Genomic DNA, 14,623 nt, shown 5'->3' on the forward strand with positions numbered 1-14,623 from the left:
CCATGAAACCCGTTGCTGCTGTCGCTGTCCTGACCCTGCTGGCCGCCGCCAGCTTGCCGGCCGCCGCCGGTGCGCCGTCCGGCAGCGCCGAGCCGGCGCCCGTTCAAGTGCATGCGAAAAACTGCGTGCCGTCCTGCGACGCCACGCCCGACGCGCGCTCGTCGTCAAAGGCCCCGCCGATCCGCGTATGCGTCAGCGATGCCAATACGCAACTGAACCTGCCGTGGTTCCTGACCGATGTGCTCACCGCGGTGGACACGCACCAGTCGGGCGGTGACCTGCTGCGCAAGATGCGCAACGATTTCTGAAGCGCGCCGGCGCCGTATCGTTCACTCCTCTCCGGACGCCTGCAGCACCTGCACAAACGTACCGACCATGCCGACCCATATCGCGGGATCGGCAATGCTGCGCAGCAGCGCGAGAAGTTCCTTTCGTTCACCTTTCGAAAGCGGGCCATGTTCATCGCTGATGGTGTTGTAGCGCGGCGTGCCGAGCGCAGCGAGCGAGCGGTTGAGCGAGTAGTTGCTGGCGTTCCCGTTCACGGCAATCCGGATCCACAGCGAACCGCCGTCGGCAGCGGCTGCGCCATCGGTCACGATGACCGTGCGCGCGGTATTTTCTTCCATCCCGAAGCTCCGGCGAGACGTGCGACCGTATCGCGCGGCGACCGGTCGCAGGCCGTCGGCAGGTCGACGCAGACAGCATCCCGAAAGAATGTTTCCTGTCGAGACACAATGACAAAACTACACCAATAGTTGAATAACAATATTTCGCAATCTCTCATCACATCTTATACTTGCCGCGCACCATCCTCGTGCCAAGAGACGGTGTTTTTTGTCCCGGCCGCAAGACCATGCGGCCGGGGGTTTTTTTCGGTGTGCTACGTCTATATACATGTGCTGCATGCCCATGTTTATCCAGGCAAGTCACCGGAATGATTGGCCGATTGCGCCGGGTCTGCCGCAGATGCCCGTCGCGACCGTAGCATCGATCGCATTGCGATACCGGCACGCACCGTGCATGGCCCGAACCCGGCATGACGCATGCGCCGGGTGTATCGACCGGTTCGACTCGCCTCTCCATACACACAACACCCAAGGCGACCGCGGGAATGTCAGCGTTCACGCCAGGCTCGAAGGCCGTTTTCCAGCGTAGCGGCGCATGGCCGCGGGTCGCCTTTTTCGCCGCCGTAATCGTTTGCGTGCTCGTGCCGGCATTCGCGATCGCACTTGCCGACCGCTACGCGCGCGATACCGTCACCGAGCATGAACGCGTCATCGCGAACGACATCGTGGCCTCGGTGGACCGCATCCTGGACGGCGCGCGCCTGCGGCATGTGGACGAACTGACCGCGCTCGTCGGGCGGCCATGCCCGGCGGTATTCCGGACGCTCGCCGAGATAGGCACGCGCCTGCGCTATCTGCGCGCCGTCGCGCTGGTACATGAGGGCCGCGTCATGTGTTCGTCGGCGCTGGGGGCGATCGACCTGCCGCTCGGCGCGTATACCCACGAGCCGGAACCGGGCTCGACGCTCGTCACGCTGCTGCGCCAGACGCCGTTCCAGCAAGGCATCCCGGTGCTGCCCGTGTTTTACGCGACCGCACCCGGCGCGGGTGTGCTCTACCTGATCGAAGGCGACTACGTGGCCGACGCGCTCGCGCACGGCGCCCGCTACGGGACGGAAACCGCGACGCTGTCGATCGCGGGTTCGGGCCATCTCGACCAACACGGGAAATTCACGCCGGAGTCGGCCACCGAACCAGCAGGCGGAAGCACGATCGTGTCCCCCCGCTGGCCGTTCACGGTGCGGGTTGCCGCATCCGCGCACTATGCGTCGCAGGTCCGGCAGCACTATCGGCTGATCGGCATCACGATCGTGCTGCTGGCGGACGGCCTCGTGATGGCGGCCTACCTGCTCGCGATGGCGCCGCGCCGGCTGCTGCTGAAGGCCGTGCGAAACGCACTCAGGCGCGACGAGCTCCACGTCGTGTACCAGCCGATCGTCGATGTCGAGACGCGCAGGACCGTCGGCGTCGAGGCGCTGTTGCGCTGGCAGCACCCCAAGTGGGGGGCCATCAGCCCGGCCGTGTTCATCCCGCAGGTCGAATCGAGCGCGGTGCTGCCGAAAGTGACCGAATTCGTGCTGCGGACAGCCGTGGCGGAACTGTCCGCGCTGACGCCTTGCGCGCCGCTGCGCATCGCCATCAACATCGCGCCGAAGGATCTCGAGCGCACACGGTTCGTGTCCGTCGTCGAGGAGGCGATCCGCGCGCTGCCGCCGGGCTTTACGCTGGTGCTCGAAGTCACCGAGCGCATCCTGCTCGAGAAGAATGCGCGCACCACCGCGATGTTCCATGCGCTGCGAGCGAAAGGCGCGAAGTTCGCGATCGACGATTTCGGCACGCATCACAGCAATCTCGACTTGCTGTCACGCTTTCCGTTCGACTACGTGAAGATCGATCGCCAGTTCGTCTCGCAACTGAACGGCGGCAGTGCCGGGTTGATCGAGGGGATCGCGTCCGTGGCGCATCACTACGACCTGAAGATCATCGCTGAAGGCGTGGAAACGGAAGCGCAGCATCGCGCGCTGCATGCGGTCGGGATTCAGTATGCGCAGGGGTATCTGTATCAGCGGCCGCAGCGGCTGGAGCATTTGAAGGAGGATTTTGCGTGGGTGGCGGTGTAGCGGCGTGGCCGCATGCACGATTCCGCATGACCGACGCCAGCTCGACGCCGACCGGCACCCGCGTGCCGCCCGTGCGAGCGCGACCACGCTCAGACATGCTCCCGAAGGTAGCGGATGCACTTCATCCGCAAACTCGACCGGTCTGCAAGCGCATCCCGTGGCGCGCCCGTCTCCGTCGATTCAGCGTCGTCGACCGGGCGGGCCGCCTTCGCGATCTGAAGAGAAGCATGGCCTATCCAGACACGATCGCGCCAATCGCATTTCGCACGATGGATAACCAGCCAGCCTTGCAGCGATTCGACGAGTTGAAACGACGACAACCACTCGTGCGTCTTCCGTTGCGTCACGAGTTGCAATACAACGAGGAAATAGAGCAGATCCACGTACTTCGTCGTGACACGCATGGTTCGCCCTTGGGTTGTCGATGCTCGCGAGCGTGTCGTCGTCAGCTCATCCCTGGACGCTGAGCGCCTTCTCTAGCGCGGCAATCAACTTGAACGCATCGTCGCGTCCGATCAGAAAACCGCGGCTGGTGTACTCGCATCCGAACGCATAGAAGCTCGGCAGCAGCGTCACCATGTCCTTCTGCCGATCGAGATCGACTTGGCATTTGGTCAGCGGGAAAAACGGGGGCGCCTCGGCCGGCAGGGTGTACATGATGCCCTCCTAGTACATTTTGCGCGGCGGCAACATGCGCTTCGCGCGCAAGCGCTGTCTGGCCACGGCGCTCGCTTTTTTCCGCTTGCGTTCCGTCGTGGGCTTTTCATAGCCCGTGCGACTGCGCAACTCCCGAATCAGCCCGGTTTTCTCGATATCGCGCCGAAATCGTCGCAGCGCGACATCGATCGGTTCGTTGACCTTCAGCGTAACGGTTGTCATGGTGATCCTGTTTTCGAATGGTTGAACGGCACACTAACCGAGTCGTGTCATGACGGCACTCGCGATCTCGTCGGACTCGAACTCCGAATATCCGGCTCCGATCGACAACGCGCGTACCGCCACGAACATTTGCAGTTCCTGCTGATGGCACCGCGCTGAATCGCCGATTCCGGTGGGCAGGATGGCGTCGGTCCTGATGACCTCATGCCGCCTGATCAGGCCGAGCAGCTCATCGATGATCATTTCGTCCTCCGAATTGACAACACATCGCGTTGCCTTGGCGGTTTGCCTCAAGGCTTGCCGGAAAAGAAGCCTTGTTTGTCGCGATTGTCGTCGATGATGTTTTCCGCGTAGCGCAGCGAAGCACGACGTGCATCGCCGGCACTGCCGAACGGGGCGTTGTCGCGCAACCTGAAAGTCTGGCTGTGCGTCAGCGTATCGCCGCGCAGGCAAATCTTGACTGCCGCATCGAAGCCGGCATCGTAGTTGTGCGGGCTGCCATCCAGCGCCGGCGCGTGAGGGTAAATCAGTGGATAGATCTCGAATCCACGGTAGACATGCATGCTCATGACAAGCTCCTGGCGTCCGGCCGCGACGAATCGCACGGGCGAACAGGGCCGGCCAGTATCCCCGTTGCGGGGCGGGCCAGTGAGGTGAAAGGGACAACGTTGCAGCGCGGAGGCGGGGCGATGCAGCAAACGGGTAGATGGAGGAGCGAGCGACCGGCTTACCAGGGTCGACCGGATGAACCCATCATACGCGCATCATTTGCCGACCGTCCAACTTATTCCGGATGACGCACAAAACCCATGGACGCGCCGCAGGTGCACGATGTCGGGTTGCAAGGTGTCGCGCGGAGCGCGTCGCCTTGTCCCGACGAAGACGGTCACGATCGGGCCGGCGTCGCCAGAATCGCTCTCCTGGCGAAGCAGCCGGTGGCCGCCTCTCGACTGACGGAATGATCCGGATCGCTATTACGGAGCCGGCGTGCGCTTCTTCGGACGCGATTGCGTATCCAGGGCCGACTTCGGCGGCACCCAGTTCAGTGCCGTGCCGAGCTTGGGCAGCACCACGGCCGGCTTGACGCGCGGCGGCGCCTTGTTGCTGCGTGACTGACTTCGGGTCATGCGATTCTCCTGCTGCGCGGTGTGCACGATCCGATGAGCGCTGCTCGTCCGATCGTGTACACGCTGCGAAAGCGGCTGGCGCACAGATGTGCACGCGGGCTCGACATCCCGATGCGCAACGGCTGGCCCTGCCGGGCCAGCATCGGCACACGTGGCGCCCGCGACGGCGGCACGTAGCGCAAGATGCGGCGATTGCGCGCCGCGCCGTGAACGAGGCGGACGGCTCTGGGCGATTACAGCGGGGTGATGTTCGATGCCTGCAGGCCTTTGGGGCCGTTCTTCGTTTCGTAGCTGACTTTCTGGCCTTCGGCGAGGGTCTTGAAGCCGTCGCCGCGAATCTCGGAGAAGTGCGCGAACAGATCGTCGCCGCCCTTGTCGGGCGTGATGAAGCCGAAGCCCTTGCCATCGTTGAACCACTTGACGGTACCGGTATCCATGTTAGATCTCCTGAAAATGAACGTGCGTAGCGCACCCTGACGGGTTCGAGAAAAGAATCAAGGAGGGGGAGGACAACGAATACCGCAGGCTACGGTCGGTGATGAGCAGCAATCGCGCTTCTTGAATACTTCACCAACCGACAGTACGTGTCATCACAGAGTGTGTCAAGCGCTTTCGGCGGACGGGCGGAATGCGCCGCCGCCGTCCGGGCGTCACTGATCGATGCTTCGACGGGAGGCGCATTCGTCGACCACGGCCATCCCGGCGGCGACATCAGAGGGTGGCCAGCAAACCCAGTTGATGCTCTGTCTCGGTTCCATTGATCAGCGCAAAGAACCCGGTCTCACGACGCTCGGCCACCGAAAGGCCCTCGGCGGCGGAGAAGACGTTCCACGCGACGTCATCGACATGCGCGAACCCGCCGCGCGCGCGTGCGAACGCGCGCAACATCGGGCTCGCTTCGCGGCGGAGCACCAGGCGGTCCGCATTCAATACATAGGGAGGCCAGCCGGCACGAAGGATGAGGTAGCAGGGAATGGAGCTGCGATCGATTTTCATGGGGGCGCCGTTTCGTCCGGATCCGGTTCGTGCAACCCAGGGCACTGCCTGCTTCAAAGTCGACGACACATCCACCTGCCGACCCGGGGCATCGATGCCCCCGCACGCCCCAACGCCCGGACGATGTCACGCCTGAATGCGAGGACTGTTCCATGGAACCGGCGACAAGGCTAGCCTCACTATACGCGCTGCCGCCGTCGCGCACACCTGCGCGGCGACCCGGCAGGAAGGAACCGGTGCGATTCAGTTTGTCATGGTTCCGATTCGATCCGGCCCCTCAGACGACTCGCGCGCGACAACCTGAAGCTACGGCGACGGTATGCCCTGCGGGGTGTCAACCGTGTCGCGGCTCACGGACGCGTAGAACACGCGGAACCACACCCAACAAGCCACAAAGGCACAGCCAAGAACAACGATCGCCATCATTCCGGACAGCACGCCCGTCCCCAGCATGCCGCCAAGCAACTGCACCGCCAAATAGAACACCACCGAGGTGGATGCCATCGCCGCGAGCGACGCGCCCAGCAAACGCCAGCCGTGCAGTCGCACGAGATCGCGAGGCAGGCCGAGTCGCGCTCCCGCAAAGACCAATGCCGCGGGAACGGCAACCGCGCCAACGTAGCCGAACATCATGCGCTCGAGGTCATCGTCAAAATAGTCGAGCAACATCGGCACCGTCGTCGTCATCAAGAGCAGACATACGCAGGCGAACAGCCACGCCGCGAGGCCGGCAATGGGCCGCGCTGCGCGACCTCGTGGCGCCTCGGTAACGCATCGTTGCGAAACATGCGCGTGACGAGCCGCCACGCAAACCAGGCTACGAGCGCATAAAGGGCGGCGCTCACCGGCGCGATGAGGTTCAAGATGACCGTCAGATGGGTGCCATTTCTGACCAGACTCAGCAGCACCACCTGGACGATGAATATCTGTGCGATCTGCCAGACCAGCAGGCATAACGCATAGCTCGCGAGCAGCCTCGCGGGGCGACGGAACGCAAGCTGATCGCGATGCTCCCCGTGCCATCGGACAATCAGATAAACCAGGCCCGTTCGAAATACCAGGTTCTGGATGAAACTGGCCAGTTGCAACGCCAGCATCCGCGTGTCCAACGAGAACCTCGTCCACTGCGCGTAGAGGCCGGATAGAAACAGCAGCGTGATGATGAACGCCGCGATGAGTGCGGCGGCGCCGGGTAATGAGGCGGGCCGAGTGGGTGAATTCATGTGGACTCCGGGGTCGATGAGGTAATCAGCCGTGCGATGTCGGGCTGCCGGGAAGCGGTAGTCCCGTCGCGGGGTCGCGATGCTTGGCTTTTGCCAATTCGTTGATGAGTTCGCCCGAGGGTTTCGGGGGCGGTGTGGCGGCGTCTTGATTCTTTTGCCACTGGAATGTGCCGTCCCACGCCGGGAGCTTTGCAGGCGGCAACGGAACGATCTTGTCTAAGTCGGGGACCTTGGGGTTACGGCCGTCATTGGCTCGAAGAAATTTTCCGATGACGTTGTATCGGTGAACACGCTCAGGATCAACGTGAACGTCAAGATTGCTTACCGGGTCGTTCCCACCATTTACATCAAACGCGCTCTCGAGCAAGAGCGCCGATTGACTGCTGCCTGCCGCGACGCTCATTTGAAATGCTTTGGCAGCATCACTGAATTTCTTGTCGGTCTGAAGACTCACGCCAAGGTAGTTCGCCGCCTCGGCATGACCCTGCTCCGCTGCACATTGAAACATCTGAAGAGCGATGTCGGGCGCAGCGTCGGCCGGATCAAGCAAGTTCGCAACGTAATATTGAGCATCGGCGCTGCCCAGATCATCCGCTTTACGAATATACCGGCGCGCGGCAGTTTCATCGCGCTGGAGGCCATAGCCGTTCAGCAGGTAGTGGCCAATATCGTAATATCCGCTAGCGACACCCGCCGTGATCAACTGCTCGGCAAGCTCGACACTCTCCTTCTCGGCGTCAGGTGACGACGCTGCCCCGGACGAAATAAGAATTTGTAGATTGTGATTGGCCTTGTAATGCCCGAGCGCTGCTGCAATCCGGTAGTAGCGAGCGACGTCGTTGAGACCTTTCTGCGCTTCTTCTTTCTCAAGATACCGGGCGTATTGAAATAATTTATCCGCCTCCGGATCGAGAGGGGGCAGATGATCGACCTCGTGGACGCAGGCGAAGGCCAGATTCAGACGTACCGCGCTCACATCAGGTAACGGACTCGGGGCATTTTCGCTCTTCGAGCAAGCTGCCAGCAGACACGAAATCAGCAGGACGATACGCGTTCTACGCATGGTTGATCGAGCCTGTTTCGCGTGGCCGCAATCGAGCTAGCGATAGCGGCCACGCAGCATTGTGGAATAAGTCGATCAAACCTGATCAAGGTATGCCACAAGTTCCCACGAAACCTGCTCGACGTGCTGGCGCGTACCCATCATGCTGTCGAGTATCGCCAGCTTTCTCGGTTCATGCACGACGACGGACGGCAATGCGTCTCCCTTCAGAAACCGGCGCTGCGTATCTCCGACCTGACCGCTACCGAGTTTCGCGCACCACACGCCGTCTTCCGGACAAGGTTGGCCGGTGCGCGCCACTGCACCCAACGGCAGGCGGGATGCGACATTTTCCGGTTGCTCGACCTGTGACGTCTTGTCTGCCGATCCCGGAAGCGGCAACCCGGTCGCGGGATCGAGGTGCTTGGCCTTCGCCATCTCGTTGATGAACTCATCCGAAGGCTTCTGAGGCCGCGTAGCTGCGTCTTGCTCCTTTTGCCATTGGAATGTGCCGTCCCAAGGTGGCAGCTTCGCGGGTGGCAATGGAACGATCTTGTCGATATCGAGAACCTTGGGGTTCCTGGTTTCATGATCGGTCAGGAATTTCCAGATAGCTTCGTAGCGCTTTGATCGCTCGGTATCCACCGAGAGGCCCAAGTAATAGAGTTCGTCTTTGGGCGACGAAGAAACAAATCCATTTTTTAAATACGAGGCAGAGGTTACATCCCCGGCCCGCACTCCTGACTGAAATATTTTCACCGCCATTTGATAATTTGCTTGCTCCTGAAGATTAATTCCGAGCACCCCGGCAGCCTCGCCATAGCCTTGATCAGTAGCGCACTGTCGCATCTGCCTAGCAATATCGGGAGCCCGATCGTGTGGCGCAAGTTGCTCAGCGACGTAGGTTTGGGCCTCAGGATTTCCCAAGTCGGCCGCCTTCCTGAAATACCGCAAGGCCATCTCGGTGTCTTGCTTTAACCCATAGCCTATTTCAAGGTAGTGCCCGATGTCGTAATAGCCACCAGGAACGCCATCATTGACTAATTTTTTTGCAAGCTCAACAGTTTCCTTTGCTCCATCCGGGGAATTGGCCATCCCTTGAGAAATCAATTTCTGCGCATTGGAATTAGCCTTATAGTGGCCATACGCTGCAGCAATTCGATAGTATCGAACGATCTCATTGAAATCCTTTGGACCATCAAGTTTCTGTAAATACCGTCCATACTGAAACAACTGATCTGCCTTCGGATCAAGCGGTGCAAGGTGTTCGGCCTCATGGACGCACGTGAATGAAAGATTGGCCCGTACGGCCGACATATCGGGTAGATTCGATTCCACTGAGTCTTCCTTTGGGGTGCAGGCACACGCCAGCAACACAACCGCATAAATTGAGAGCGACTTTCTCATTTTTCAATCTTTGTAGGAGCGTTCGTTTGACATGCGCATGAAACGAACGATTGAAGCGTATGGAGATTTAACGCCACCATTCTGGCGATCCGCATTCTTCTTAAGAATATCAGTCCATGTGGTAAAAGCCTCAGCCGGAGCATCCTGCATTCCCTCCTTGTTTGTGTGCAGGCTCCACAACTGCTTGCGTAGTCTCTTGGTCACGTCACCATTCTCGTGACAGATATTGAGTTCGCTATCCGCTTCCATGCTACGTGTGTTGATGTTCGCCGAACCAAGAGTCGTAAACACGTCGTCGATCGTCATCAATTTTGCATGAACATAGACGGGCACCCAGTTGCCCGGCGGGGAATCCGGAGCCACGAGCGTACAGACATGAACCTTGAGGCCCTCGTATTCCTGGTTGAGAACAGGTTGCGGCGCACTCTTCATTTGCGATGCAATCGATTCCCGTTGCTGTTTCAATTGTTCGACTCTCGCCTTTGCATCGGCAACCCGCTTTGCCGAGTCCGGCGAGTCGACGATGCCTTGCACTTCGAACGCCCCAAGCAACGCCTGGTTTGCCTGCGACTGCTGATCCACAACCGACGCCATCTGATTCTTCAAATCGGACTGGCGAGCGTCCTCTTGCTCCAACGCCGCGACACCCGGAATGCTCTGCGCCTTCCCCAACGCGTTCAGCATGCGGTAAGTATTGACGGTCCCGGTTCCGACTGCCTCTTCACCCGAATTCGTGATGGCAAACAGATACAGTGGGCCATCCTTGGTGACGTTGCGCCCCCAATGGACGTGCTTGGCAGCGACCGCCTTGATTGCATCCGCAAGCGGCGGCCATCGAAAATATTGATTCTGGATAAAGATGTGCTGCGTTGCGTTGTTCACCGCTTGCAGATAAAGCTTCTCGATGTCGCGTCGCCCCTTCTGGGACTGCGTGCGCGCGATCTGGGCCATCATCGGCGTATCACCGCCCGGAGCGTATCGAACCTTGAGGCGATCCTTAAGACCCTCCCGTGCCTTGCCAAGGCCCTGGCCGGTGGCATCGTCCCATGCCTGGCAGAAGTTCGCATTCAGATACTGCAATACCGGACCAGTCACATAGCTGGAGATGTCTTGCCACGGACTTGGACCATTTCGCCCGGTCGAAGGCGTCTTTGGCTTGTAACTGTGATCATCCGTATCCCAGTACTGATCGAGCATGTTATGCCCCATCACAAAGCCGACGGCGTTCTCCGGGTCCTCATAGTCAACAAGCACCATCTTTTGGTGGTGTGTCGGAATTCCGGCACCCATGCCAACGCTGTTCATCGCCTTGGTTTCGAGGTCACGGTCCTTGTCTTTCCCATGCCAGAAAGTACGCCATGCAATCTCCGCCCGATTGGCGGGACTGAAACCCCGAGTGGCGAAGTCGACATTCTTTAGCGCGTGGTCTTTGTAGTACAGTGCACGCGCTTTTTCGTAGGCCAGTTTCGCCATGGGCTTCAGGGGCGTCACGGGCGACACCAGTGAAACGCTTGTTACGTTATTCAAGTCAGCCCGCCAATACCATTCCGCGTCGAATTTTCTTTCTTCATCAGTTTGATAGTCACGGGACAACATCGTGCTCCGACGATAGGTGTCGTCAGATATATGTTGCTTCAGCCCGGTCACCACGTCGTAGCCCGGCATGTTGTTCTCACCCAATTCGGTGAGGTACAACGGGTCCCGCCAACACAGCAATCGGATCTTGACGCCTTTCTGCCCCTTCTGCTCAAGCAACTCTCCGATCCGAAGTGAGCTACCGTCGCGCTTGAAATACATGGACGGCTGAAACCCCCAGCAAATGATGTCGATGGTGTGCTGTGCTTTCATGAGCACATCATAGAGCGTCTCAAATGCTTCTTTACCGTTTACCAAGGGCCTGAATGTCGCTTGCTTCGCCGCGTATTCGGTAAATTGCAGAAACCATGGCAGCGTCGCCGTCGCGTTCGACGTGTGATTCAGAGCCAGCGGCGTAGTGAAGGTATTGTTCTGCATTGCCATGAGCTATGCGTCCGAAGAAGGGTTGAGCAGATCGTTGTACTGTTGTCGGTGGACGGCCCGATCAGGAGCGACTTCGTCGTCAGGCGAACTCTCGAGGAACTGAAACCCCTGATTGGCGAGTTTCCCATTCACCGCATCCCGATACTCCCCCGGCACCGGAATCTCGTGCTTCACGCCATTCGCCATCTCCAGCGTGTACTTCTGCGTGGTGACCTGGTGATCGATCGGCAACTGCCCCGTCTTGTCGAACACGCCCTGCTTGACCAGCGCCCCGTCTGCGTAAAGCTTGTACGGCATGCCCACCGGAACGACACTGGTCGCGGACGGCGACGCCATCGTATTCAGCATCAGCCGTCGCGTCGGCAGATCCTTGAACGCCGGATTGGTCACATCCATGCTCGTCGGGCCGCTGAACGCATGCTGCGCCCCCTTGACGTCGATCTTGCCCGGCGCATGAATCTCGATGTCGCCGCCTTTGAGCCTGATGTACGCACCGCCCGACGTCAGCAGGATTTCCTGCTGTGCCGATGCCTGGACCTTCTCGGTCACAGACGCCAGCAACAGCGACTTCTGCGCCGTCACTTCGACATTGTCAGCGTGGGTCTGAACCTCGATCTTCCCCTTCGCCGCGAACAGCTTCATCCCGGCGTTCTGCACGAACAGGCTCAGTTTCTCCGTAATGCTGGCGACGAGCGACTTGCCGGTCGCAATGTGCGTGCTTTGCCCGCTGACGATATTGACGTGCTGATCGGCTGCAACGTGCGTCGACTTCTGCGTCGACAGACCGATACCCGCAGGCGCGGCAACCAGGATCACCGGCTGCTTGAACGCGCCGGCGTCGCCCGTCCCTCCACCGGCCGTCACACCACCACCGCCCGTCGCACCCGACTCGTTGTGCTGCGCCGCATCCGCAAAGGCCTTGAAGGTGTCGTGGCCCTCCTTCAGGCTTTCCGCCTTCGACGTTTCGCTTGCCTGCGACAGGCCATCGAGGATATTCGCCGAGCCGTTCAATTGACGCGTCGCCAACGTCGTATCGAGCGGCTGACTGGCGACCGGGTGCGTCGTGACGAACAGCCCTCGCCCCGCCCGCAGCGCGCCGTAGGCGTCCGAACTCAGATCGAAGCCTTTGCCCAGGTAACTGCCACGCGTGTTGTCGGTCTGGTCGATCAGGTAGCCCAGGTGCAACGCTGCGTTCGTACTGCTGCTGTACAGGTGCACGCGGTTCTGGCCCGTCGAATCGTCCATCACCATCTGGTTGTAACCGCTCCCCGAGAACTCCTGAGACCGGTAACCCGACAGCAGGGCATTCGAATGCCATCGTGGCTTCGCGCTCCCGTTGTACACCCGGTGTAGCGCAATCGGACGATCGATGTCGTTCCCGATATGGCCAATCAGCAGTTCCTCGCCCGCGCGCGGCATGTGAACGCCGCCGTACCCGTCGCCGGTATCGGATTGCGCGACACGCACCCAGCATGAAGCACGCTCGTCGCCTTGGTTGTGCCGGTCCCAGATGAACAGCACCTTGATCCGGTTCAGGTCGTCGGTATACGCCTGCTCCCCCTTCGGACCGGCAACGATGGCCGATTCGAGTTTCGCTTCGGGCTTTTTGTGTTCGAGGGGGCTGTGATACGGAACCGACGTGCGCTGCGCTTCGATGGCAACGCGATAGAAACCCGTCGAGCCATCGGCATGCGACACGGCGAACACCTTGTCCGAGTCGTCCGCTTCGGCCTGCTTCACTGCCTGATAGAGGCTATGCGGGTAATTTGCTTCGTGTCCCGAAAGAGGCACGTTGTTCGCGATGATCCACTCGACCTCGATCACCGCGAACTCCCGATGATCCGCCGCGTCCTGATCATGCTCGGGATGTCCGGTCAGCGTGAATCGCCGCCCCGCATCGATGCGGCGCACCCCGCCGACACCGTCGTAGCGCTTGGCCTGTGACTCCCATTCCTCCATGCGGATCTTGCTGAGATGGTCGCCACGCTCCTGCTCGGGGTACGTATAGCCGCCCGTGTATTCATACACTTCGGCCTGCGACGGGAGATCGCCCTGATTGGCCATTGTGGGAACCGACGTCGCCTTCGGATTGGCTGGCGTGGCCGGATTCTTGTAGTCGAACGTTCGCGTCGACAACAGGACGGACTGCAGCGTCCGCGTTCCGGCCCACTGCGTCAATGCGTCCACTTCGCCATGAACGCCCGCGCGGGAAAATTCGACCGTTGCCGGCGCAAGCGGCTCGAGCGTCTGAAGACGATCGGTAATCACCAGCGTATGGGATTTGCCGTCCTGCGCCTGTTTCCAGATGCCGTACAGGCCCTCGGATTCGAGAAGCCGGTGAACGAAATTCCAGTCGGTTTCGTCCTGACGGCAGTAAGAGCGCGAAGGCAGCGGTTGCGACAGTTCAAAGCGATACATCCCGCGTGCCTGCGGATGATCGTTGAATACGTCGGTAATGATCGCGTCGACGCTTTTGTCTTGCCAGTGACGCTGGTCGCGGCGGAACTTCAGAAAATGCAGCCACGACGAGAAACTGAGCTGGTAACACGCGAGGCCACCGTCCACGCCGAGTTTCCTCGCGGTATGAACGTAGCCGTGGTGCGGAAGATAGGTCTTGTCGGTCTGCTGGATCCACAGCGTGATCGGCTGCGAAATCAGTGTCTTGAGCTGGACATCGTTCGACGTCGACACGCAGTCGATCATGAACAGGTAATCTCGACCGATACGGGACTGCCCATATACCCGATGGGGGATCAGAACATTGCTGCCAAGCGGAGTATCAAGTTTGAGAAGCCGCTCCTGCTGGGCCAGCCCTCCCGTAATCGCCCCGGTCATGCTGTGCGCATCCATAGCGCCTCTCTCAGAATTATGTTGTTCTTGCTTGGCGATTCTACGAATGACGATTCTGTGACGTCAATCGGGTGGAATTCAAATAATTGAAAACTGTAATTATTCATTCATCCATATGAATGGTTTTAGTAATTTCACCCTGCTGCACCGCGCAACCCGAAGCCGCATCCTGCCACCTGACGTTCCCACCCGCACGACGCCCGCCAACTGCGATCCCCGCCCCATACGCCCTGTTATGATCGTTCGCCTCGCGTCCGTTGCCGGCTCCTCGCAGAAAAGGTGACCGAACAACCACCCCATCGGTGCGAGCACAGGCAGCGCCCAAGAAGAGCAACCGAGAGACGACGGGACGCCACACGTACCCGCCACCTATTTCCGATCCGGCCGTGCGGGC

Annotated in this window: 17 protein-coding genes; 2 read left to right on the forward strand and 15 right to left on the reverse strand. The window is 60.1% G+C overall.

The window, feature by feature from the left end:
* Positions 1 to 2 precede the first annotated feature (2 nt).
* Positions 3 to 308: a hypothetical protein gene (locus CFB43_RS31570; RefSeq protein WP_089497972.1), complete on the forward strand. Its 306-nt coding sequence runs from the start codon at positions 3 to 5 to the stop codon at positions 306 to 308.
* Positions 309 to 329: 21 nt separating this feature from the next.
* Here CFB43_RS31570 and CFB43_RS31575 read toward each other — a convergent pair whose 3' ends face one another.
* On the reverse strand, positions 330 to 626 hold the full coding sequence (locus CFB43_RS31575; protein ID WP_089497973.1) for a hypothetical protein: 297 nt from the start codon (positions 624 to 626) through the stop codon (positions 330 to 332).
* A 485-nt stretch (positions 627 to 1,111) separates the two neighbouring features.
* Between CFB43_RS31575 and CFB43_RS31580 the strand changes: the two genes are divergently transcribed.
* Positions 1,112 to 2,686: an EAL domain-containing protein gene (locus tag CFB43_RS31580; protein ID WP_089497974.1), complete on the forward strand. Its 1,575-nt coding sequence runs from the start codon at positions 1,112 to 1,114 to the stop codon at positions 2,684 to 2,686.
* 89 nt (positions 2,687 to 2,775) lie between these two features.
* On the opposite strand, the gene CFB43_RS31585 is transcribed toward CFB43_RS31580, so the two are convergent.
* The 14 genes from CFB43_RS31585 to CFB43_RS31650 form a co-directional block, all read right to left on the reverse strand.
* Positions 2,776 to 3,069 carry a hypothetical protein gene (locus CFB43_RS31585; RefSeq protein WP_144023138.1) on the reverse strand — a complete coding sequence of 98 codons (294 nt, stop codon included), beginning with the start codon at positions 3,067 to 3,069 and terminating at the stop codon, positions 2,776 to 2,778.
* 67 nt (positions 3,070 to 3,136) lie between these two features.
* Positions 3,137 to 3,343 carry a hypothetical protein gene (locus tag CFB43_RS31590; protein ID WP_089497976.1) on the reverse strand — a complete coding sequence of 69 codons (207 nt, stop codon included), beginning with the start codon at positions 3,341 to 3,343 and terminating at the stop codon, positions 3,137 to 3,139.
* A gap of 9 nt (positions 3,344 to 3,352) precedes the next feature.
* Positions 3,353 to 3,565: a 30S ribosomal protein S21 gene (gene rpsU, locus CFB43_RS31595; RefSeq protein WP_006754722.1), complete on the reverse strand. Its 213-nt coding sequence runs from the start codon at positions 3,563 to 3,565 to the stop codon at positions 3,353 to 3,355.
* A 33-nt stretch (positions 3,566 to 3,598) separates the two neighbouring features.
* Positions 3,599 to 3,808, reverse strand: a complete 210-nt coding sequence (locus CFB43_RS31600) for a hypothetical protein (RefSeq protein ID WP_089443608.1) — start codon at positions 3,806 to 3,808, stop codon at positions 3,599 to 3,601.
* Between the two features lie 47 nt (positions 3,809 to 3,855).
* Positions 3,856 to 4,134, reverse strand: coding sequence for a hypothetical protein (locus CFB43_RS31605; RefSeq protein WP_089497977.1), 279 nt, complete (start codon positions 4,132 to 4,134; stop codon positions 3,856 to 3,858).
* Positions 4,135 to 4,539: 405 nt separating this feature from the next.
* Positions 4,540 to 4,692, reverse strand: coding sequence for a hypothetical protein (locus CFB43_RS38605; RefSeq protein WP_179254934.1), 153 nt, complete (start codon positions 4,690 to 4,692; stop codon positions 4,540 to 4,542).
* Between the two features lie 233 nt (positions 4,693 to 4,925).
* Positions 4,926 to 5,129, reverse strand: a complete 204-nt coding sequence (locus CFB43_RS31615) for a cold-shock protein (protein ID WP_089457341.1) — start codon at positions 5,127 to 5,129, stop codon at positions 4,926 to 4,928.
* A gap of 274 nt (positions 5,130 to 5,403) precedes the next feature.
* Positions 5,404 to 5,688 carry a hypothetical protein gene (locus tag CFB43_RS31620; protein ID WP_089497979.1) on the reverse strand — a complete coding sequence of 95 codons (285 nt, stop codon included), beginning with the start codon at positions 5,686 to 5,688 and terminating at the stop codon, positions 5,404 to 5,406.
* 306 nt (positions 5,689 to 5,994) lie between these two features.
* On the reverse strand, positions 5,995 to 6,357 hold the full coding sequence (locus CFB43_RS31625; RefSeq protein ID WP_144023139.1) for a hypothetical protein: 363 nt from the start codon (positions 6,355 to 6,357) through the stop codon (positions 5,995 to 5,997).
* Positions 6,358 to 6,374: 17 nt separating this feature from the next.
* The gene (locus tag CFB43_RS31630) at positions 6,375 to 6,911 is read right to left on the reverse strand and encodes a hypothetical protein (RefSeq protein ID WP_089497981.1); all 537 of its coding nucleotides are present in this window, start codon (positions 6,909 to 6,911) and stop codon (positions 6,375 to 6,377) included.
* Positions 6,912 to 6,936: 25 nt separating this feature from the next.
* Positions 6,937 to 7,974 (reverse strand): SEL1-like repeat protein, encoded by a 1,038-nt coding sequence (locus CFB43_RS31635; RefSeq protein ID WP_089497982.1) that lies wholly within the window; start codon positions 7,972 to 7,974, stop codon positions 6,937 to 6,939.
* Between the two features lie 75 nt (positions 7,975 to 8,049).
* Positions 8,050 to 9,360 carry an SEL1-like repeat protein gene (locus tag CFB43_RS31640; protein WP_179254935.1) on the reverse strand — a complete coding sequence of 437 codons (1,311 nt, stop codon included), beginning with the start codon at positions 9,358 to 9,360 and terminating at the stop codon, positions 8,050 to 8,052.
* Positions 9,361 to 9,363: 3 nt separating this feature from the next.
* Entirely contained in the window at positions 9,364 to 11,379 is a 2,016-nt protein-coding gene (locus CFB43_RS31645; protein ID WP_089497984.1) for a phospholipase D-like domain-containing protein, read from the reverse strand.
* A gap of 3 nt (positions 11,380 to 11,382) precedes the next feature.
* Positions 11,383 to 14,229: a type VI secretion system Vgr family protein gene (locus CFB43_RS31650; RefSeq protein ID WP_089497985.1), complete on the reverse strand. Its 2,847-nt coding sequence runs from the start codon at positions 14,227 to 14,229 to the stop codon at positions 11,383 to 11,385.
* Between the last annotated feature and the right edge of the window lie 394 nt (positions 14,230 to 14,623).

Origin of the sequence: Burkholderia sp. AU15512 (genome assembly GCF_002223325.1) — a bacterium.
Classification (GTDB): domain Bacteria; phylum Pseudomonadota; class Gammaproteobacteria; order Burkholderiales; family Burkholderiaceae; genus Burkholderia.